Source organism: Bordetella genomosp. 9 (assembly GCF_002261425.1).
In the GTDB taxonomy this organism is placed as follows: domain Bacteria; phylum Pseudomonadota; class Gammaproteobacteria; order Burkholderiales; family Burkholderiaceae_B; genus Bordetella_C.
In genome coordinates this window covers 1,756,176-1,775,326 of record NZ_NEVJ01000003.1, presented here as the reverse complement: position 1 = coordinate 1,775,326, position 19,151 = coordinate 1,756,176, and the positions used below count along the sequence as shown (strand labels likewise).

Below are 19,151 nucleotides of genomic sequence, written 5' to 3'. Positions count from 1 at the left end.
TCGGCATGGAAAAGGTGTGGCTGCGGCAGGAATCGCCGCAGCCGGCCGGCGAAGGTGCGTCGGCGCGCCGCGCGCCATCGAGCCCTGCCGGCGAGGTCGGGGTCGGACCCGCTTCAACGGGTCCCGCAGGCCCCGCTGGCCGCATGCATGCCGGCAGCGCGGCGGGCGCCGATGCGGCGGCCGCCTCCGGCTCGTCAGGTGCTGCGTCGGCGCCTGCCGCCGGCACTGGGGCCGGCATCGATGCCTCGCTCACCGCCGGTCCCGACGCTGGCGTCGATGCCGCCGCCGCCCGCCATCCCGGTTCAGGCGCCGCGGCCACGGCCGCCGCCGGCGCGCCATCCACGCAAGGCCGGCCGACCACGGCCGCGCCGCAGGGCAGGCCGCCCATGCGGCCCGGCAAGCCCCCGGCGGCGCCCGCCGCCAGCGAGCCCCCGCCGCTGCAACCGCCGCCCACCGCCGAATCGCTGGCCATGCTGGACATGCCGACCCTGCGCGAGCGGGTGCTCGAATGCCGGTCCTGCGGGCTGTGCCAGGGACGCCGGCAGGCCGTGTTCGGCATGGGCGCCGAAAATGCGCGCTGGCTGGTGGTGGGCGAAGCGCCCGGCGAGCAGGAGGACAGGCAGGGACTGCCCTTTGTCGGCCGCTCGGGGCAATTGCTGGACGCCATGCTGGCGGCCGTGGGCATGAGCCGCGAGCGCGATGTCTACATCGCCAACGTGATCAAGTGCCGGCCGCCAGGCAATCGCAACCCCAAGCCGGAAGAAATCGCCGCCTGCCGGCCGTACCTGATGCGTCAGATCGCGCTGCTGAAGCCGCAGCGCATATTGGTGATGGGCCGCTTCGCCGCGCAGACCCTGCTGGAAACGGACGCCGCCATCGGCAGCCTGCGCGGCCGCGTCCACACGCTGAAGACCGACGCCGGCGAGATCCCCATGGTGGTGAGCTACCACCCGGCGTACCTGTTGCGCAGCCCCGTGGAAAAGGCCCGCGCCTGGCAGGACCTGCGGCTGGCGGCCGGCTTCTGAGCCGGGGGAAGGCCCGCGCGGGCGCTCAGTGCGCCTCGCCGCTCAGCGCCTTGCCGTGCCCTTCCTGGCCGATCTGGCTGATCAGCTCGGGGCGTTCCTGCATGTTGCGGCGGCTCCAGCGCATGAATATGAGCATCAGGATCGCGACGATGGACCCGAAGATCACGATGATGATGCCGATGGGCAGGTTCAGCCACAGCAGCACCGTGTAGATGGCCACCATCAGCAGGATATTGAGCTGCTCGTTGAAGTTCTGCACGGCGATCGAGTGGCCGGCGGACAGCAGGACGTGGCCGCGGTGCTGCAGCAGGGCGTTCATGGGCACCACGAAAAAGCCGGCCAGCCCGCCGACGACCAGCAGCAGGATGTAGACGCTCCAGGTGGCCTGCACCAGCGGCATCAGCAGCACCACCAGGCCCATGCCGGCGCCCACCGGCAGCACGCTGAGCGCCTTGCGCAGCGGGATGCGGCCGGCCAGGATGGAGCCGATGACGGTGCCCACCGCCGCGACGCCCATCAGGATGGAGGCCTGGTCGAGCCGGTAGCCCAGCTGGCTGCGCCCCCATTCGATGACGATCAGCTGCAGCGTCGCGCCGGCGCCCCAGAACAGGGTGGTGACGGCCAGCGAGATCTGCCCCAGCTTGTCGCGCCAGAGCACGCGCACATAGCCGCCGAAGGTGGAGATCAGGCGGATGGGATTCTTCTGTTGCGGCGGATACCGCACGTGGGTGTTCGGGATGACCAGATTGCAGGCCGCGGCCAGCAGGTAGACGCCGGCGATCACCAGGATGGCGGCTTCGGCCGGCGTATGCACCAGCCTGCGGCTCAGGGGGTGCTGCAGGATGGCCTGGGAAATATCCGGCGAAATCAGCGCCCCGCCGAGGACGGTGCCCAGGATGATGGAGATCACCGTCAACCCTTCGATCCAGCTGTTGCCCTTGACCAGCAGGTGGGGCGGCAGCATTTCGGTCACGATGCCGTATTTGGCCGGCGAGTACGCGGCCGCGCCGACGCCCACCATCGCGTAGGCCAGGCAGACCAGGTAGGTCTGGTGGACCGGGGCGAAGCCCAGGCTGGCATAGGAAAACATCAGCAGGCAGCCACCGACCTTCAAGGCATTGGTGGCGAACATGACGCGGCCCTTGGGATAGGAGTCGGCGATGGCGCCGACGAAGGCGGCCAGCAGCACATAGGCCAGCGCGAACGACCATTTCATGATCGGCGCCATCCAGTCCGGACCGTGCAGTTCCTGGATGAGGGCAATCGCCGCGATGAAGAGCGCATTGTCCGCAAGCGAGGAGAGCGCCTGCGCCGCCATGACCAGAAAGAAACCGCGTTTCAAAGAGTCGTCCCCATTCACGTTGCCGGTCAGTATCCGGCAGTGGCCGCGCGATGAACAGGCCTGCGCCAAATAAAAGTGTCAGCGAGTATAGCGTCCACCCCGGGGCGCGGGCGTTGAGAGCGGCGCCGGCGGCGTGCCATGCGGCGATGCGGCATGCGGCCGTCCGGCGGAACGCGGCGCCGCATGACGATGCGCCGGGGAGCGCCGGCATGCGGGAGAGGCGGACGGTGGGGTATCATAAGCCCCGAAAAAGCCGGTCCATCGAGCCGGCTCGTCCGCATCGGCCCCTCGGGGCCGATTTGCAATGCGCGGCAGGTCCGTTTCAGCGCGTCCTTCAACCCTCCGGTCAGTCCATCAGATACTGTGCGTCTTACCCAGCTAAAACTCGCCGGCTTCAAATCGTTCGTCGACCCCACCGTTATTCCGGTCCCCAGCCAGTTGGTCGGCGTGGTCGGTCCCAACGGCTGCGGCAAGTCGAACATTATCGACGCCGTGCGCTGGGTCCTGGGCGAGGCCAAGGCGTCGGAACTGCGCGGCGAGTCCATGCAGGACGTGATCTTCAACGGATCGGGCAATCGCAAGCCGGCGGCGCGCGCGTCGGTGGAAATGGTCTTCGACAATAGCGAAGGCCGCGCCGCCGGGCAGTGGAGCACCTATTCCGAAATCGCCGTGCGGCGGGTCCTGACGCGGGACGGCACCAGCAGCTATTTCGTCAACAACCAGCAGGTGCGCCGGCGCGACATCCACGACATCTTCCTGGGCACCGGGCTGGGCGCGCGCGGCTACGCCATCATCGGGCAGGGCATGATCAACCGCCTGATCGAGGCGCGTCCCGAAGAGCTGCGGGTCTTCCTGGAAGAAGCGGCGGGGGTGTCGCGCTACAAGGAGCGCCGGCGCGAGACGGAAAACCGCCTGTCCGATACGCGCGAAAACCTGACCCGCGTCGAAGACATCCTGCGCGAACTGAACAGCCAGCTCGAAAAGCTGGAAGCCCAGGCCGAAGTGGCGCGCGAATACCGCGAACTGCAGGCCGACGGCGAGCGCAAGCAGTACGCCCTGTGGTTCCTGAAGGAAACGGGCGCGCGCCAGGAACGCCAGAAGAAAACCCAGGAAATCGAACGCGCCCAGACCGAACTGGAAGCCGCGATCGCCGAATTGCGGGCTGGCGAAGCCGCGCTGGAATCGCGCCGCCAGGCCCACTACGCCGCCAGCGACCTGGTCCACTCTGCGCAGGGCCAGCTGTACGAGGCCAACGCGCAGGTCAGTCGGCTGGAGGCGGAAATCCGCCACGTGGTGGAATCGCGCAACCGCGTCCAGGCGCGGCGCGAGCAGCTGACCCGCCAGATCGAGGAATGGGACAGCCAGCAGACCCATTGCACCGAACAGATCGCCCAGGCCGAGGAAGACCTGGCCGCCGGCGCCGAGCGGGCGCAGGAAGCGCGCGCCATGGCGGAAGACGCCCAGGCCGCGCTGCCGGGCGTCGAGTCGCGGGTACGCGATGCGGCCCAGGGCCGCGACGCCATGCGCAGCGCGCTGGCGCGCGTCGAGCAGGACCTGGCCCTGGTCGCGCAAAGCCAGCGCGATGCCGATCGCCAGTTGCAGGCGCTGGAGCAGCGGCGTGAGCGCGTGCAGCAGGAAATGCGCGAGCTGCAGACGCCCGATCCGGCACGCATGGAAGAGCTGGCGGGCGCCCTGGCCGCGGGCCAGGAACAGCTGGACGCCGCCCAGGAAGAACTCGCGACGCTGGAAGCACGCCTGCCCGAAGCCGATGCCGAGCGTGGCCGCGCGCAGGCCACCGCCCAGCAGGAAGCGCAGGCGCTCGCGCGGCTGGAAGCCCGCCTGTCGGCGCTCGCCAAGCTGCAGGAAGACGTACAGAAGCAGGGCACTCTGGAACCCTGGCTGGCCAAGCATGAGCTGGCCAGCCTGGGTCGGCTGTGGCAGAAGCTGCATATCGAAGCCAGCTGGGAAACCGCGCTGGAAGCCGCCCTGCGCGAGCGCATGGCGGCGCTGGAAGTGCGCAACCTGGACTGGGCCAAGGCTTTCGCCGACGACGCGCCGCCTGCCCGGCTGGCCTTCTACCAGCTGCCGGTGGCCGCGCCCGCGCCCGCGGCGCCGGCGGGGCAGCAGCCCCTGACGGCGCTGCTGCGCATCACCGATGGCGATCTGCGCACCCTGATGAACGAATGGCTGCGCGACGTCTACGTCAGCGACAGCCTGGGCCAGGCGCTGGCCGGCCGGTCGGCCCTGCCGCCGGGCGGCGCCTATGTGGTCAAGGACGGCCATCTGGTGGATGCGCACAGCGTGCGTTTCTACGCGGCGGATTCCGAACAATCCGGCATGCTGGCGCGGCAGCAGGAAATCGAAAACCTGCAGCGCGAACTCAAGGCGCAGCAGCTGATCGCCGACCAGGGCCGCGCCGCCGTCGCGCGCAGCGAGACCGCCTGGCAGCAGGTGTCCCAGGCGCTGGTGCCGGCGCGCCAGCGCGTGGCCGAGGTCACGCGCCGCGTGCACGATATCCAATTGGAGTATTCCCGGCTGCAGCAGCAGGCGGAACAATCGGGTGAACGCGGCGCCCGCCTGCGCGAAGACCTGGCGGAAATCGGCGCCCACGAAGAAGAACTGCGCGCCGCGCGCGAAGACGCGGAAGTCCGCTTCGAAACGCTGGACCAGGAGCTGGCGGAGCACCAGACGCGCTTCGCCGACGCCGAGATCGAAGGCGAGACCCTGGCCGAACAGGCGGAAGCCGCGCGCGCGCGGCTGCGCGAGCTGGAACGCGCGGTGCACGAATCGGAATTCGCCCAGCGCGGCATCGAGGCCCGTATCCAGGACCTGCGCCGCAACCAGCAGCTGGCCGCCGACCAGAGCGCGCGCGCGCGGGCCGAGCTGGAACAGTTGCAGGGCGAACTGTTCGAACTGGACGCCTCGGCGTCGCAGGCCGGCCTGCAGGATGCGCTGGAATTGCGCGCGGAACGGGAAGAAGCGCTGGCCCGCGCGCGTATCGAAATGGACAACCTGGCGGCGCAGCTGCGTGGCGCCGACGAAGACCGCGTGCGGCAGGAACAGTCGCTGGAACCGCGCCGTGCGCGCATCATGGAATTGCAGCTGCAGGAACAGGCGGCCCGCCTGGCCGAAGAACAGTTCAGCGAACAGCTGAACGCGCGCGAGGTCGATCGCGAAGCGCTGGCGCAGTCGCTGGAATCCATGTCCGACGAATGGCGACGCGCCAGCTGGCTGCAGTCGGAAGTGACGCGGATTTCGCGCATGATAGACAGCCTGGGTTCGGTGAACCTGGCGGCGCTGGACGAACTGACCACCTCGCGCGAACGCAAGGAATTCCTCGACGCGCAGCAGCAGGACCTGATGACCGCCATCGACACGCTGGAGGACGCCATCCGCAAGATCGACCGCGAAACGCGCGAGCTGCTGCAGGAAACCTTCAATACCGTCAACGGCCACTTCGGCGAGCTCTTCCCCCGGCTGTTCGGCGGCGGCGAGGCCAAGCTGATGATGACGGGCGACGAAATCCTGGACGCCGGCGTGCAGGTGATGGCCCAGCCACCCGGCAAGCGCAACAGCACCATCCACCTGCTGTCGGGCGGCGAAAAGGCGTTGACGGCGACCGCGCTGGTGTTCGCGCTGTTCAAGCTGAACCCGGCGCCATTCTGCCTGCTGGACGAAGTCGATGCGCCGCTGGATGATGCGAATACCGAACGCTATGCCAACCTCGTCAGCGCGATGAGCGAACAGACCCAGTTTCTATTCATTTCGCACAACAAGATCGCCATGCAGATGGCGAAGCAGTTGGTCGGCGTTACGATGCAGGAACAAGGCGTCTCGCGCATCGTCGCGGTGGATATCGATTCGGCGGTGCAGCTCGCGGCCGAAGCCGCATAACATGGTTAGAAGAGGCGTGGCCCCCAAAGGCGCGGAATTGATACATGAGTGATTTGCAGATCGGGCTGATCGTCCTTGGCGTCCTGCTCATCCTGATGGTGCTGGGTTTCAACTGGTGGCAGGATAGGCGGGTGCGGCGCAAGATGCAGGCGCACTTCCCCAGCAACGAGCACGACCCCCTGCTGGGGGCGGGCGCGCACGACGCCGGCACGCCGCATGGCGCCGCCCGCGCCGCGTCCGGTGCCTATGCCGGGCAGCCGGATCCCGCCAGCCATGCCAAGCAGCCGTCGCAGCGCCGCGAGCCGGGACTGGGCGGCGGCGGCGGTTCGGCGGGCGACGCCGCGGGCGCGGCGGCCTACGCGTCGGCTCATTCCGGCGTCCATCCGGCGGCCGCGACGGCCACGCCCGCGCATCCGGACGGCGATGACGGCGACGAAGCCGATCCCGCTTGCGAAGTCGTGATCGAAATCACTTTCGCCGAGCCCGTGCGCGGCGGCGATCTGCTGCCCGTGACGCAAAGCATGCGCTCGGCCGGCCGCAAGCCCATGCGCGTGTTCGGCCAGACCGACGATCAGCGCCATCGCGCCCGGCTGCGTGGCGAAGAACGCTACAGCTCCCTGCAGGTCGCCGTGCTGCTGGCCAATCGCACGGGCCCGCTGACGGCGATCGAATGGTCGCAGGCCTGGGCCCGCGCGCAGGACCTGGGCGAGCGTTTCGACGCCGCCATAGAAGGTCCGGATCAACAGGCGGTGCTCGAACAGGCGGCGCGCCTGGACGACACCTGCGCCGCGCTGGACACCCAGGTCGGCCTGACGCTGCTGCTGGGCGGCGCGCAGCCGGCCGCCGAAGTGCTTTCCATCGCGCGCGACCTGGGTTTCATCCATGACGGCCCGCGCGTGGTGTGGATGTCCGACATCGGGCTGCCGCGCTTTACGCTGACGCGTGGCGACGGCGCCGCCTTCGATGCCGGCGTCGGTGGCGTCGAGCGCTTGAACCTGCTGCTGGACGTGCCGTGCAGCCCGCCCGACGACCGCGCGTTCGGCCGCATGGTCGACGTCGGCCGGCAACTGGCGCAGCGCCTGCGCGCCGAACTGGTCGATGACCAGGGCAAGCCGCTGGCCGATGCGTCCGTCGCCGTGATCGATGAGCGCCTGCAGGTCCTGTTCGGACAATTGGAGCAGGCCGGCCTGCGCGCCGGCAGCCCGCGTGCGCTGCGGGTGTTTTCGTGAAGGCAGGCAAGGACACCCGCGCCGCGCAGGAAGAAATCGCGCGGCTGCGCGTGGAAATCGAGCAGCACAATTACCGCTATTACGTCGAGGACGCGCCCAGCGTTTCCGACGCCGAATACGACGGCCTGATGCGCCGGCTGGAAGCGCTGGAAAAAGACCATCCCGAGCTCGTCACGCCGGAGTCGCCCACGCAACGCGTGGGCGCGACGCCGCTGGCGGCGTTCGGCGCGGTCACCCATGCCGTGCCCATGCTGTCCCTGGGCAATGCCTTCGACGAGGAAGAAGTCCGCGCCTTCGACAAGCGGGTCACGGACACGCTGCGGTCGTCCGGCCAGCTGGGGCCGGCCGCCGAGCCCGACTATTTCTGCGAACTCAAGCTGGACGGGCTGGCCATCAGCCTGCGCTATGAAGACGGCAAGCTGGCGCAGGCCGCCACCCGCGGCGACGGCCAGACCGGGGAAGACGTCACCGCCAATATCCGCACCATCCGTTCCATTCCACTACAGCTGAAGGCGGGCGCGCCTCGCGTGCTGGAAGTGCGCGGCGAAGTGCTGATGAACCGCCGCGAGTTCGAGCGGCTGAACGAAGCCCAGGCGTCGCGCGGCGAAAAGGTATTCGTCAATCCGCGCAATGCGGCGGCAGGCAGCCTGCGGCAGCTGGATCCCAAGATCACGGCGCAGCGGCCCTTGCGCTTCTTCGCCTACGGTTGGGGCGAGGTGCACGGGCCCGCGGGACGCCAGGCCGGCAAGTTCGACGAGCCGGCGCCGGGCACCCGCGAAACGTCCACGCTGCCGCGCGATTCGCACAGCGCGATGCTGGATTGGCTGGGCGAACTGGGCCTGCCCATCAATACCCAGCACAACCGCAAGGCGCGCGGCGCCGACGGCCTGCTGGATTTCTACGCCCGGGTCGCGAAGCTGCGGCCCACGCTGGCCTACGACATCGACGGGGTGGTGTACAAGGTCGATTCGCTGCCGGCGCAGAAGGTGCTGGGTTTCGTGGCGCGGGCGCCGCGCTTCGCCCTGGCGCACAAATATCCCGCCGAAGAAGCCACCACCACGCTGCAGGACATCGAAGTGCAGGTGGGGCGTACGGGCGCGATCACGCCGGTGGCCCGCCTGCAGCCGGTATTCGTCGGCGGCGTGACGGTCACCAACGCGACCCTGCACAATGAAGACGAAATCCGCCGCAAGGATGTGCGCATCGGCGATACCGTCATCGTGCGGCGGGCCGGCGACGTCATCCCGGAAGTCGTGGGGCCGGTGCTGGAAAAGCGGCCTGCCGACGCGCGTGAATTCCGCATGGTGACCGCCTGTCCGGTCTGCGGCTCGGCCATCGAGCGGCCGGAAGGCGAGGCGATCGCCCGTTGCACGGGCGGCCTGTTCTGCGCCGCGCAGCGCAAGCAGACGCTGCTGCATGCGGCCGGTCGCAAGGCCCTGGATATCGAGGGGCTGGGCGAAAAACTGGTCGATCAACTGGTCGAACGCGGCCGGGTCAAGTCCCTGGCGGACATCTACAGCCTGACCGTGGAAGAGCTCGCGGACTATGACCGCATGGGCGCGAAGTCGGCCGAAAACCTGGTGCACGCCATCGACAAGGCGCGCAAGCCGACCCTGGGCCGCCTGCTGTTCGCGCTCGGCATCCGCCACGTCGGTGAAACGACGGCGCGCGACGTCGCCCGTCATTTCGGCGATATGGACGCCATCATGGATGCCAGCGAAGAACAGTTGCTGGAAGTGGCCGATGTGGGGCCCGCGGTGGCGGCGTCCATCCATCGCTTCTTTGCCGAGCATCACAATCGCGACATCGTCCATGCGCTGCGGCAGCAGGGGGTGCATCCGGTGGCCGAAGCCGCCGCGCGCACCGGTGGCTTCTCGGGCAAGACTTTCGTCCTGACCGGCACCCTGCCGAACTGGACGCGCGAGGAAGCCACCAGCCATATCCTGGCTGCGGGCGGCAAGGTCAGCGGTTCGGTGTCCAAGAAGACAGCCTACGTCGTCGCCGGCGCGGAAGCCGGCAGCAAGCTGGCCAATGCCGAAAAGCTGGGCGTGCCGGTGCTGGACGAGGACGGGCTCAAGCAGTTGCTGGGCGTGCGGGAATAAGCCGGCCGGCCGACCTCAAGGCGCGGCACGGCACGACACACGACACGCGACACACGACACACGACACACGACACACACACCGCCAAAACAAAAAGCCCCGCCTGCAGGCGGGGCTTTTTGCTGGGACAGCCAAGCGGTTTACTGCACCTTGGCCTGCTCGCGCAGCGACTTCTGGTAATTGGCCAGCAGTTGTTGACGCAGCATTTCTTCCAGCTGCGGGCGCACCTGGTCCAGCGGCGGGAATTCCACCGGGCGGGTATCTTCCACCTGGATGATGTGCCAGCCATACTGGGTCTGCACGGGCTTGTCGGCCAGTTGACCCTTCTGCAGCGACGTCACGGCCTGCGCGAAAGGCGGCACGTAGTTGGTGGCCGGGGCCCAGCCCAGGTCGCCACCCTTTTCGGCGCTGCCGGGATCCTTGGATTCCTTCTTGGCGGCATCTTCGAATTTCAGCTTGCCGCTCTTGATCTGGGCGAGCAGGTCGTTGGCGGTCTTTTCATCCGAAACCAGGATGTGGCGGACCTTGTATTCCAGCTTGCCGGCCTGCTGTTGCTTGACCTCGTTGTACTGGTCCTCGACCTGTTTGTCCGTTACCGGATGCTTTTGCAGGTAGTCGGCCATCAGGGCGCGAACCAGGATGCCCTGGCGAGCGAGTTCGACTTCGGTCTGCACGTCAGGCTGCTTGGCGACGCCGGCCTTTTCGGCGGCCTGCACGAACACCTGGCGGTTGATCATTTCCTGCTTGACCTGATCGCGCAGCTGAGGCGAATCCGTCGCACCCTGGCTGACGAGCAGTTTCACGAACTGGTCGAGGCTTTTTTGAGTAATGGGTTTGCCGTTCACCGTCGCCACGTTCTGGGCAAAAGCGGGGGCGGCAATCACGCAGGCCGCCACCAGCAGGATAAAGCGTTTCATGTAGGTCCTTTCAAGGAGTACGGGTTTCCAGCGCAAGCGCGTGGATGGGATAGGGCATCAAATCATTCAAACGATCATACACCAGGCGATGTCGCGCCACGGGTGTCAGCCCTGCGAACTGGGCGGATGTAATCCGCACTGTGAAGTGCGAAGCGCCGCCATGCGCGCCTGCGTGTCCCGCATGGAGATAGGAGTCGTCCTGGATATCGAGCGCCACCGGCGCGAGTGCTTGCAGGCGTTCGCGGATGGTAGCAGCGACGTCGGTAATATCAGTCATGGAAAGTTAAGCAAATCTATTCAACGTTTACCGGCATCGCCGCCGCTGTCGTCGGGCGTTTCGCCCGCATGCGGTTGCAGATGCCGCCCCAGCCACAGCGATTGCGCCAGGACGAAAACGATCATCAAGCCCATCAGTCCGAAGGCCTTGAAGGTGACCCATTCGGATTCGGAAAAATGGCCGGAGAACGCCACGTAGAGATTCGCCGCGCCGGCGATCAGGAAAAACACCGCCCAGGTGGCGTTCAGTTTGTCCCATACCGCGTCGGGCAGCGCGATCTGCTTTTCCAGCAGGCGCCGCACCAGATTGCGCTTGAATAACCACCGGCCGATCAGCAGCGCGCCGCCGAATAACCAGTACAGCACCGTGGGTTTCCACTTGATGAATACGTCGCTATGCAGCCACAGGGTCGCGCCGCCGAAAACCACGATGACCGTCAGATTGATCCAGTGCATGCCCTCTATGGGCCGTCCGGTCAGGCGCAGCCACAGGATCTGCAGGACGGACGCCGTTATCGCGACCGCCGTGGCCGTATAGATCCCGGCGTAGCGATAGGCGATGAAAAACAGCAGCAACGGAAACAGGTCGAATAAAAACTTCTTCATTCTTCAGCAAATTCGCATTTCAATACCGGCGGATGCCATGTCTGCCCGGAATTCCGGTCCGGCGAGCGGGTTCGGGCATAATCGCGCCCCATGTTAATCGAGTTTGATCATGCCGTCGTGACGACGCCCCGCGCGCAGATTCTGCATGGGGTGAGCACGGTGCTGAGCGAACGCCGCGTCGGGATCGTCGGTCCCAACGGCGCGGGCAAGAGTACGCTGGCCCGGCTGGTCAACGGTTTGGTGTTGCCCACGTCCGGATCGGTGCGCGTCAACGGCCACGACACGCGCGCGGCGACGCGCGAGGTGCGGCGTGAAGTCGGCTTCGTTTTCCAGAATCCCGAAAACCAGATCGTCTTTCCCATTGTGCGGGAAGATATGGAATTCGGCCTGAAGGCCCGTGTGACGGACAGGGCGGCGCGGCAGGCCCGCGCGACCGCCCAGCTCGATGCCCTGGGCATCGGGCATCTGGCCGACCGGGCCAGCCACACGCTGTCCGGCGGCGAGCGGCAGTTGGTGGCGCTGGCCGCGGTGCTGGTGATGCAACCCAAGGTGGTGGTGTTCGACGAGCCGACCACGCAGCTGGACCTGCGCAACCGCAACCGGGTTCGGGCCGCCATCGGCGCACTGGCCTGCGATGCCGTCGTGGTCAGCCACGACCTGGATCTGCTCGACGATTTCGATCGCGTGCTGGTGGTCGTCGATGGGCGGGTGGCCGCGGACGACCGGCCGGCGGCCGCGCTGCGCTGGTACCGGGAGCATTGCGCATGATGGAGCCCCTATATGTAGAAGGCGATCGCTGGCTGCAGCGCATGCCCGCGCCCTGCAAGGTCCTGGCGCTGCTGGCCGCCGGGGCCTTGCTGTTCCTGGTGCATCGCCTGGACGTCCTGGCCCTGGCCTGCGCCTGCGGCCTGCTGCTGGTGGCGGCATCGGGCGTGGGGGCGGGCGCGCTATGGCGTCATGTGCGCGGACTCGTGGCGATACTCGCGGTGGTGGGCGCCTGCACGGCCTGGTTCGAAGGCTGGGTGCGCGCGGCCGAGGTCCTGCTGCGCGTGTCGGCGCTGGTCGCCCTGGCCCTGGCGGTCACCCTGACCACGCGGACCAGCGACCTGATTCGCGTCTGCGAGCAGGCGCTCCGTCCCCTGGACAGGCTCGGCTGGGTGGACGCGGAGCGGGTGGCGCTCGCGCTGGCCCTGACCTTGCGCTTCATACCGGAAATCTGGCGCAACTATCAGGAAATCCGTGAGGCGCAGGCGGCCCGGGGCTTGTCGCGCAACGCGCTGGCGCTGACCGTGCCGCTGCTGGTCCGCACCTTCAAACGCGCCGAGGAAGTCGCGGACGCGATCGATGCGCGCGGCGGCTGACCCGGTTTTTTCCACTTGCCTCAAGGAGAGCGCGCATGCGCACCCGCAATACCGTAACGGTCGCCATGTTCGCGGCGTTCATCGTGGTGTTAAGCCTGGCCCCGCCGATACCGGTACCGGCGCTGCCGGTCCCCATTACTTTGCAGGCGTTGGGCGTCATGCTGGCGGGGTGCATGCTGGGGCCGGCGCGCGGCACCGCGGCGGTGGCGCTGTATCTGCTTCTGGCCGCGATCGGCTTGCCCGTGCTGCCCGGGGGGCGCGGCGGCCTGGGCGTCTACGCCGGGCCGACCGGAGGATTCCTGATCGGAATGCTGGTGGGCGCGGCGCTGTGCGGCGCCATGGCGCAGCGCGTGGCGCGCACCGGCGCCGGCACCGTCACGGCCATGCTGGGGTATTTCGCGGCCGCGCTGTGCGGCGGCCTGGTCGTTGTCTATGCCGTGGGCATCCCCTGGCTGGCGGCCATCGCCGGCATGCCGCTGGACAAGGCGGCGCTGGCCATGGCCGTGTTCCTGCCCGGCGACATCGCCAAGGCGGTGCTGGCGGCCGTGGTGACGCAGCGCGTGCGGCGGGTCTGGACCTTCTCCTAGGGTGATTACTTACCCGCCTCGGATGAGGCGATTTGATACGGTTTTAAACCTATAATCCGTTTTTCTGTATAGCTTGCAGACCAGTCCATATGTTGTTGCCGCCGGACGCGCGTCACGCCGCCGGCTCTTTCCGGAGACTTCAATGATGCATCCCAAACATAAAACACGCATCGCGGCCGCGGCTTTTGCGCTGGCCCTGCCTTTGATGGCGCAGGCGCAGGTCAAGGTCGGCGTCACCCTGTCCAGCACCGGTCCGGCCGCGTCGCTGGGCATTCCGGAACGCAACACGGTGGCCTTGCTGCCCAAGGAAGTGGCCGGGCAGAAGATCGAGTGGATCGTGCTGGACGACGCCACCGACACGACGCAGGCCGTCAAGAACATGCGCAAGCTGGTCAGCGAGGACAAGGTGGACGTGGTCATCGGCAGCTCCGTCACGCCCGCCTCGCTGGCGATGGTGGACGTGGCCGGCGAAACCAGCACGCCCATGATCAGCGTGGCGGCCAGCGTCAAGATCGTCGACCCCGTCGACGGCCCGCGCAAATGGGCGTTCAAGACGCCGCAGAACGACGCCCTGATGGCCGGCGCGCTGGCCGACGCCATGGTCAAGGGCAAGGTCAAGACGCTGGGCTTCATCGGCTTCGCCGACGCCTATGGCGATAGCTGGCTGCAGGAAATCAAGAACGCCACCGAAAAGAAGGGCATCAAACTGGTCGCGGTCGAAAAATTCAGCCGCACCGACACCAGTGTGACGGGCCAGGTGCTGAAGCTGGTCGGCGCGCGTCCCGACGCCGTCCTGATCGCAGGCTCCGGCACGCCGGCCGCGCTGCCGCAGAAGGAATTGCGCGCGCGCAACTACGGCGGCCTGATCTACCAGACGCATGGCGTGGCCAATGGCGACTTCCTGCGCGTGTGCGGTAAGGATTGCGAAGGCATGCTGCTGCCCGCCGGCCCGCTGCTGGTGGCCGACCAATTGCCGGACAGCAACCCGGTGAAGAAGTCGGCGCTGGCCTACGTGGCCGCCTATGAAAAGGCGCACGGGGCCGGTTCGGTCAGCACCTTCGGCGGCCATCTGTGGGACGCCGGCCAACTGGTGCTGGCGGCGGTGCCCGTCGCGCTGACCACGGCCAAGCCCGGCACGCCGGAGTTCCACGCCGCCATGCGCGATGCCCTGGAAAACATCAAGAACCTGGCGGCCTCGCAAGGCGTGTTCAATATGAGCCCCACCGATCACGCCGGCTTCGACGAACGCGCCCGTGTCATGGTCAAGGTGCAGAACGGCAAGTGGGTCTACCAGCCGGGACTCTGACCCGCCAACTTGATGCCGGCCGTTCCGCGCGCGACGCCTGGGTCGCGCGCGGCGGCCTGACACGGTAAAGCCAACGATGGATTCCTCGATAGCGTTCATCCTGTTGCAGGACGGCGTGGTCAGCGGCTCGATCTATGCCCTGCTGGGCATGGCGCTGGTGCTGGTCTTCGCCGTGACGCGTGTGATCTTCATCCCGCAGGGCGAGTTCGTCGCTTTCGGGGCCCTGACGCTGGCCATGCTGGTGGACGGCAAGCTGCCCGGCACGGTCTACCTGCTCCCCTTGCTGGGCGGCGTGGTGTTCCTGCTGGAACTGGGCCGCGCCCTGCGCCTGCGCAGCGGCGCCGCGCTGCCCCGGGCCTTCCTGGCGAATGTGGTGTTGCCGGCCGTGCTGTACTGGCTGACCAGCCGCCTGACCGGGGCGGACACGCCGCTGTGGCGCAATATGGTCCTGACGCTGCTGCTGATCGTGCCGATGGGACCGATGGTGTATCGCATCGTGTACCAGCCGCTGGCGGAAGCCAGTGTGCTGGTGTTGCTGATCACGTCGGTGGCGGTGCATTTCGTGCTGGTCGGCATGGGCCTGGTATTTTTCGGCGCCGAAGGCTGGCGCACGCCGCCTTTCGTCGATGGGCAGGTGGACCTGGGCGTGACCATGTGGGCGGCGCAGAGCCTGTTCGTGGTGGCGACCTCGGCGGTGCTGATCCTGGCGCTGTGGCTGTTCTTCGGCAGGACGCTGTATGGCCGCGCCTTGCGCGCCACGGCGGTGAACCGGCGCGGCGCGCGGCTGGTGGGCATCAGCAGCACCATTGCGGGCAGCATCACCTTCACGCTGGCGGCCTTGATGGGCGCCATTTCCGGCATCCTGATCGCGCCCGTCACCACCATCTACTACGACACGGGTTTCCTGATCGGCCTGAAAGGCTTCGTCGGCGCGATCATCGGCGCGCTGGCCAGCTATCCGGTCGCGGCGGCCGGCGCGCTGCTGGTGGGACTGCTGGAATCGTTCTCGTCCTTTTGGGCCAGCGCGTACAAGGAAGTGATCGTCTTCACCCTGATCATTCCGGTGCTGCTCTGGCTGTCGCTGCGCGGCGGCGGACATTCCGAAGCCGAGGAATAAACCATGAAGACGCTATTCGCCCGGCGCCTGCCGCTGCTGGTCTTCGTGGTGCTGCTGGCCTTGCTGCCGATGTTCGCGTCCACGCCGGAATTCTGGATCACGCAGCTCAATTACATCGGGCTGGCCAGCCTGGTGGTGCTGGGGCTGGTGGTGCTGACCGGCGTGAGCGGGCTGACGTCCTTCGGACAGGCCGCCTTCGTCGGCATCGGCGCCTACGCGACGGCGTGGCTGACCACCGCGCAGGGATGGTCGCCGTGGCTGGGGCTGCTGGCCGGGCTGCTGCTGACCGGACTGGTCGCCTGGATGCTGGGCGCCATCACGCTGCGGCTGTCGGGGCATTACCTGCCCCTGGGCACCATCGCGTGGTGCCTGGCATTGTTCTATCTGTACGGCACGGTGGACGCATTGGGGCGCCACGACGGCATCGCCGGTATCGCGCCGCTGACGGTGTTCGGCGTCTCGCTGGCCAGCGGCCGTCATATCTATTACCTGATCTGGATATTGGTGCTGGCCGCCGTATGGGCCACCGGCAACCTGCTCGATTCACGTCCGGGCCGCGCGATCCGGGCCTTGCGCAACGGCGCCGGGATGGCGGAATCCATGGGGGTGGATACGCGGCGCTACAAGGTGATCGTCTTCGTGTACGCGGCCCTGCTGGCCAGCCTGTCGGGCTGGCTGTACGCCCATATGCAGCGCGCCGTCAGCCCCAGTCCGTTCGGCCTGAACTACGGTATCGAGTACCTGTTCATGGCGGTGGTGGGGGGCGCGGCCCAAGTGTGGGGCGCGCTGCTCGGTTCGGCGATCATCCTGGTGCTGAAGGACCAGATCCAGAACGTGCTGCCGCGCCTGCTCGACACCACCGCGAACTTCGAGATGATTGTTTTCGGCGTGCTGCTGATCCTGATGCTGCAATATGCGCGCGATGGGGTCTGGCCGATGGTGGTATCGGGCTGGCGGCGCCTGGCCGGCGGCAACGGCAAGGCGCGCGGGCGCGCCGCGCCGCCCGTGGCGCCGGATCTGCCGCGCCGGGCGCGTCCGGCGCCGGGCCAGGTGGTGCTGGACGTCCACGCCATCCGCAAGACCTTTGGCGGGCTGGTGGCGGTCAACGACATCTCCTTCAAGGTGCGCGCCGGCGAAATCATGGGCCTGATCGGTCCCAATGGCGCGGGCAAGAGCACGACCTTCAACCTGGTCACCGGCGTGCTGCCCTGCACGCGTGGCGCGGTCAGCTTCATGGGCGACCGGATCGAGCGGCTCTCGGCGCGTGAGATCGCGCGGCGCGGGGTAGGGCGCACGTTCCAGCACGTGCAGTTGCTGCCCGGCATGACGGTGCTGGAAAACGTCGCGCTGGGCGCGCACCTGCGTGCCGATGTCGGCGTGCTGGCCGGCGCCCTGCGGGCGGATCGCGCGGCGGAAGCCCGCCTGCTGCACGAAGCGGCGCGGCAGCTGCAACGGGTCGGGCTGGGCGACTGCATGTACGAACAGGCGGGCAACCTGGCGCTGGGACAGCAGCGCATCCTGGAAATCGCCCGGGCGCTGGCGGGGGATCCCGTCCTGCTGCTGCTGGACGAGCCCGCCGCCGGCTTGCGCTACAAGGAAAAGCAGGCACTGGCCGACGTGCTGGCGCAACTGCGCGAAGAGGGCATGAGCATACTGCTGGTTGAACACGATATGGATTTCGTCATGCGCTTGACCAATCATCTGGTGGTCATGGATTTCGGCACCAAGCTGGCGGAAGGCGTGCCGTCCGATATCCAGCGGGATCCGGCGGTGCTGGAAGCCTATCTGGGCGGACTGGACGACGACGAAGCGGCCGCACCGGCCGCGCCAGCCCCGCGCGACGCCATGGCGGGAGAAGCGCGATGAGCGGGCAGCATCCGTCTTCGGCACCGATCGGCGCTTCATTGGAAACTTCATCGGCAATGTCGCCGGCATCGGCATCGGCCGCGTCCATGGCCGGCGCCGCGCCGCTGTTGCGCGTGGAAGGCCTGGCCGCCCGCTATGGCAAGGTCGGCGCCTTGTCGCCGGTCACGCTGGCGGTCTCGGCCGGCAGCATCGTCACGGTGATCGGCGCCAACGGCGCCGGCAAGTCGACGATGTTGAACGCCATCATGGGCGCCTTGCCCCTGACGGGACACGCCAGCGGGGCCGTGCTGCTGGATGGCCAGGACGTTTCCGCCTGGCCCGTGGAACGGCGCGTGGCGGCGGGCATGTCGCTGGTGCCGGAAAAGCGCGAACTGTTCGCCAGCATGTCGGTGGAAGACAACCTGCTCCTGGGCGGCTTCCGGCGCTATCGCATGCGCGAGGCGGGCTGGCGGGCCAGCATGCAGGACGTCTACGAATTGTTCCCGCGCCTGAAGGAGCGGCGCGCGCAACAGGCTGGCACCTTGTCCGGCGGCGAGCGCCAGATGCTGGCGGTGGGACGCGCACTGATGGCCAAGCCGCGCCTGCTGATGCTGGATGAACCCAGCCTCGGGCTGGCGCCGCGCATCGTCCGCGAGATCTTCCACATCATCGCGCGGCTGCGCGAGGCCGGGGTGTCGATCCTGCTGGTCGAACAGAATGCCCGCGCCGCCCTGCAGGTGGCGGATCAGGGCTATGTGCTGGAAACCGGAGAGGTCGTGCTGTCCGGCGCCGCCGCCGAACTGGCGAACAATCCGCGCGTCGTCGAAAGCTATCTGGGCCTGGGCAAGGCAGGGGTTCCCTAACCTATCGCCATCCCGTCACGCACTTCCTCCGGGGCCTTCCCCGGGCGGAACACATACCCCGTATGCGGGCCGTGCAAGGTCATGCGCGCACCGTCGCCCACCAGCCAATCGCCTTCCGGCAAGCCCACCACCGTCGCCGCCGGATTGGCAACCAGGAATTCCGCGATGCGCTCATTGCGCGTTTCGCCCTGGTGCCCCGGCGGCAGCGCATTGTTGTAGTGCGGATTGATCTGGAACCCGATCAAGCCCAGCGCATCGAACCCGCCCGGATCGACGATGGGCATGTCGTTGGTGGTGCACAGCGTCGGGCAGGCCAGGTTCGCGCCCGCGCTCCAGCCCGAATAAGGCGTGCCGGCGCGCACGCGTTCCGCGATGGCCGGGAGCCAGCCGCGGCGGCGGCATTCCGCCACCAGCTGGAAGGTATTGCCGCCACCCACCAGGATCAGCTCGTAGCGCCCGGCCGCATCGGCGTCCACGGTATGCGCGCCGGTGAACGCCCACCCCAGTCCGGCCAGGCTGTTCGCGACGTTGGCGGTGTAGTCATCCCAGCTGGTGGTGACCGCGGCGAAGGGCACGAACAAGGTCTTGCGCCGTTCGCCGGCCAGCGCCCGCAGCGGGGCGACCGCATGCGTCAGGTAGCCGCCGTCGGGCGAACGGGAATTGCTCAAGAGAAGAAGTTGCAT

The 19,151-nt window shown here is 67.7% G+C and carries 16 protein-coding genes; 11 read left to right on the top strand and 5 right to left on the bottom strand.

The window, feature by feature from the left end; genetic code table 11:
• The first annotated feature begins 236 nt into the window (after positions 1 to 236).
• Positions 237 to 1,025, top strand: coding sequence for a uracil-DNA glycosylase (locus CAL26_RS28700; protein WP_373454522.1), 789 nt, complete (start codon positions 237 to 239; stop codon positions 1,023 to 1,025).
• Between the two features lie 25 nt (positions 1,026 to 1,050).
• Here the strand turns inward: CAL26_RS28700 and lplT are convergent, their stop codons facing one another.
• Positions 1,051 to 2,367 carry a lysophospholipid transporter LplT gene (gene lplT, locus CAL26_RS19130; RefSeq protein WP_094848352.1) on the bottom strand — a complete coding sequence of 439 codons (1,317 nt, stop codon included), beginning with the start codon at positions 2,365 to 2,367 and terminating at the stop codon, positions 1,051 to 1,053.
• A gap of 363 nt (positions 2,368 to 2,730) precedes the next feature.
• Here lplT and smc point away from each other — a divergent pair, with 363 nt between their 5' ends.
• Genes smc through ligA form a run of 3 tightly spaced genes read left to right on the top strand, consistent with a single transcriptional unit; the run spans position 2,731 to position 9,592 of the window.
• Positions 2,731 to 6,261, top strand: coding sequence for a chromosome segregation protein SMC (smc, locus tag CAL26_RS19125; protein ID WP_179283393.1), 3,531 nt, complete (start codon positions 2,731 to 2,733; stop codon positions 6,259 to 6,261).
• Positions 6,262 to 6,305: 44 nt separating this feature from the next.
• Complete coding sequence (locus tag CAL26_RS19120) at positions 6,306 to 7,490, top strand: cell division protein ZipA C-terminal FtsZ-binding domain-containing protein (protein WP_094848351.1); 1,185 nt, start codon at positions 6,306 to 6,308, stop codon at positions 7,488 to 7,490.
• On the top strand, positions 7,487 to 9,592 hold the full coding sequence (ligA, locus tag CAL26_RS19115; protein ID WP_094848350.1) for an NAD-dependent DNA ligase LigA: 2,106 nt from the start codon (positions 7,487 to 7,489) through the stop codon (positions 9,590 to 9,592). Before CAL26_RS19120 ends, ligA begins: the two co-directional genes overlap by 4 nt.
• 138 nt (positions 9,593 to 9,730) lie before the next feature.
• Here ligA and CAL26_RS19110 read toward each other — a convergent pair whose 3' ends face one another.
• The 3 genes from CAL26_RS19110 to CAL26_RS19100 are packed head-to-tail and all read right to left on the bottom strand — an operon-like array spanning position 9,731 to position 11,389.
• Positions 9,731 to 10,507, bottom strand: a complete 777-nt coding sequence (locus CAL26_RS19110; RefSeq protein WP_094848349.1) for a peptidylprolyl isomerase — start codon at positions 10,505 to 10,507, stop codon at positions 9,731 to 9,733.
• Between the two features lie 10 nt (positions 10,508 to 10,517).
• Entirely contained in the window at positions 10,518 to 10,784 is a 267-nt protein-coding gene (locus tag CAL26_RS19105) for a BolA family protein (protein ID WP_094848348.1), read from the bottom strand.
• A gap of 20 nt (positions 10,785 to 10,804) precedes the next feature.
• Positions 10,805 to 11,389 (bottom strand): septation protein A, encoded by a 585-nt coding sequence (locus tag CAL26_RS19100; protein WP_094848347.1) that lies wholly within the window; start codon positions 11,387 to 11,389, stop codon positions 10,805 to 10,807.
• Between the two features lie 90 nt (positions 11,390 to 11,479).
• Between CAL26_RS19100 and CAL26_RS19095 the strand changes: the two genes are divergently transcribed.
• From CAL26_RS19095 to CAL26_RS19065, 7 genes are all read left to right on the top strand, one after another.
• Positions 11,480 to 12,157 carry an energy-coupling factor ABC transporter ATP-binding protein gene (locus tag CAL26_RS19095; protein WP_094848346.1) on the top strand — a complete coding sequence of 226 codons (678 nt, stop codon included), beginning with the start codon at positions 11,480 to 11,482 and terminating at the stop codon, positions 12,155 to 12,157.
• The gene (locus tag CAL26_RS19090; protein ID WP_094848345.1) at positions 12,154 to 12,750 is read left to right on the top strand and encodes an energy-coupling factor transporter transmembrane component T family protein; all 597 of its coding nucleotides are present in this window, start codon (positions 12,154 to 12,156) and stop codon (positions 12,748 to 12,750) included. Before CAL26_RS19095 ends, CAL26_RS19090 begins: the two co-directional genes overlap by 4 nt.
• Positions 12,751 to 12,785: 35 nt before the next feature.
• Positions 12,786 to 13,337 (top strand): biotin transporter BioY, encoded by a 552-nt coding sequence (locus CAL26_RS19085; protein WP_094848344.1) that lies wholly within the window; start codon positions 12,786 to 12,788, stop codon positions 13,335 to 13,337.
• 145 nt (positions 13,338 to 13,482) lie between these two features.
• On the top strand, positions 13,483 to 14,643 hold the full coding sequence (locus tag CAL26_RS19080; protein WP_094849971.1) for an ABC transporter substrate-binding protein: 1,161 nt from the start codon (positions 13,483 to 13,485) through the stop codon (positions 14,641 to 14,643).
• A 76-nt stretch (positions 14,644 to 14,719) separates the two neighbouring features.
• Positions 14,720 to 15,760 carry a branched-chain amino acid ABC transporter permease gene (locus tag CAL26_RS19075; protein ID WP_094848343.1) on the top strand — a complete coding sequence of 347 codons (1,041 nt, stop codon included), beginning with the start codon at positions 14,720 to 14,722 and terminating at the stop codon, positions 15,758 to 15,760.
• A gap of 3 nt (positions 15,761 to 15,763) precedes the next feature.
• Positions 15,764 to 17,626, top strand: coding sequence for a branched-chain amino acid ABC transporter ATP-binding protein/permease (locus tag CAL26_RS19070; protein WP_094848342.1), 1,863 nt, complete (start codon positions 15,764 to 15,766; stop codon positions 17,624 to 17,626).
• Between the two features lie 56 nt (positions 17,627 to 17,682).
• Positions 17,683 to 18,468: an ABC transporter ATP-binding protein gene (locus CAL26_RS19065; RefSeq protein WP_373454493.1), complete on the top strand. Its 786-nt coding sequence runs from the start codon at positions 17,683 to 17,685 to the stop codon at positions 18,466 to 18,468.
• Here CAL26_RS19065 and pepE read toward each other — a convergent pair.
• The gene (pepE, locus tag CAL26_RS19060; RefSeq protein WP_094849969.1) at positions 18,465 to 19,151 is read right to left on the bottom strand and encodes a dipeptidase PepE; all 687 of its coding nucleotides are present in this window, start codon (positions 19,149 to 19,151) and stop codon (positions 18,465 to 18,467) included. The two genes, CAL26_RS19065 and pepE, sit on opposite strands and share 4 nt — an antisense overlap.